The sequence below is a fragment of the Synechococcus sp. R3-13 genome (assembly GCF_047462195.1).
Lineage (GTDB): Bacteria > Cyanobacteriota > Cyanobacteriia > Thermostichales > Thermostichaceae > Thermostichus.
Genome location: NZ_JANSIO010000426.1, coordinates 1 through 1,313, shown reverse-complemented (window position 1 = coordinate 1,313; position 1,313 = coordinate 1). Strand labels below are relative to the sequence as shown.

The window sequence follows — 1,313 nt, the reverse complement described above, 5'->3', positions numbered from 1 at the left end:
TGAAGCGTCAAGAATCCTTGCTCTTTAGGGCATGGAGTATGTCAACCCACTCTGGCCCTGAACAACTGGCGCAGGTGCGGCTTGTGTTGGTGCAGCCGGCTGGGCCACGCAATTTGGGCGCTGTTGCTCGCATCATGAAAAACATGGGCCTCAGGCAATGGGTGCTGGTGGATCCCCAATGCGATCCCCTGGATGCCGAGGCGCTCACCGCAGCCGTGCATGGGGCGGACTTGCTCCACCAAGCCCAGAAGGTGCATACCTTGCCCGAAGCCCTGCAGGGGTGTGTGCAAGTTTTCGGGACAACGGGGCGCAGCCAAACCTACCCACCCGAATGGCAAATTCAGTCCCCCCGCCAAGCCTTTCCCGCTCTGCTGGCCGCCGGCCCTGCTGCCCTTGTGTTTGGCCCCGAAGATCGCGGCTTGAGCAACGAGGAGCTGGCCCTTTGCCATCGCCAGATCCAGATCCCCACCGATGCGACCTATCCCTCTTTAAACTTGGCCCAAGCCGTGGCCATTTGTTGCTATGAGCTGTACACCCTCGTCTGCCAGAGCCCTTCCCCTGCTCCTCCTATGCCCTCGCCTCAAAGGCTTGCCCCCTTCGAGCTGCTGGAGGGATTTTTCGACCACTTAGAAGCGCTGTTGCTGCAAATTGGCTACCTGCACCCCCACACAGCCCGCCGCAAAATGCTCAAGTTTCGCGCCCTGTTCCAGCGAGCCGGCCTGACCGTAGCCGAGGTGGCTTTGTTGCGCGGGATCCTGCGGCAACTGCAATGGAGCCAGGGATGCTCTCGTCAGGAACCTCTGGAAGCAAATGCAGCTCCCGTCCCGCCGACGCAACCAGATTCCAGCAGGACCCCATCTTGACCCCAAGGCTGGGCCTCCAGCCCCGCCCTACCGCTACCGGAAGCAAGCTAGAAGGGCGGCTTCCTGCTTTCAGGCGGCGCGGAGCGCTTGTCAAGAATCTTGAGGCTTTGGCCGTGGGAGAATATCGGAGAATATCAATGCTAGAGCTTAAGGGTGGCGCGGGGATCGTAGGATTGAACCCGCTGCAGCTTTTCGTAAAGTTCTCGCTCTTCTTCGGAGATCTGGGTGGGCAAATGGATCTGCACCACCACGTAAAAATCCCCCCGTTCTCCGTTGCCTTTGGGAAATCCCCTTTCCGCCAGCCGCAACTTTCGCCCCGGCTGCATGCCAGGTGGGATCCGCAGCTTCACCACCCCATCCAAGGTGGGCACCTCCACCTGGGCGCCCAAAACCGCTTCGCTGGGGCTGATGGGCAGATCGCAGTAAACGTCGAATCCCTCTAGGTGATAG

The 1,313-nt window shown here is 60.3% G+C and carries 2 protein-coding genes; one reads left to right on the top strand and one right to left on the bottom strand.

Annotation, left to right across the window (positions count from 1 at the left end; translation table 11 throughout):
* Positions 1–38: 38 nt before the first annotated feature.
* Positions 39–863: an RNA methyltransferase gene (locus tag NW856_RS12335; RefSeq protein WP_414400508.1), complete on the top strand. Its 825-nt coding sequence runs from the start codon at positions 39–41 to the stop codon at positions 861–863.
* Positions 864–1,003: 140 nt separating this feature from the next.
* On the opposite strand, the gene NW856_RS12330 is transcribed toward NW856_RS12335, so the two are convergent.
* On the bottom strand, positions 1,004–1,313 hold a 310-nt coding region (locus NW856_RS12330; RefSeq protein ID WP_414400507.1), incomplete at its 5' end, for a DnaJ C-terminal domain-containing protein.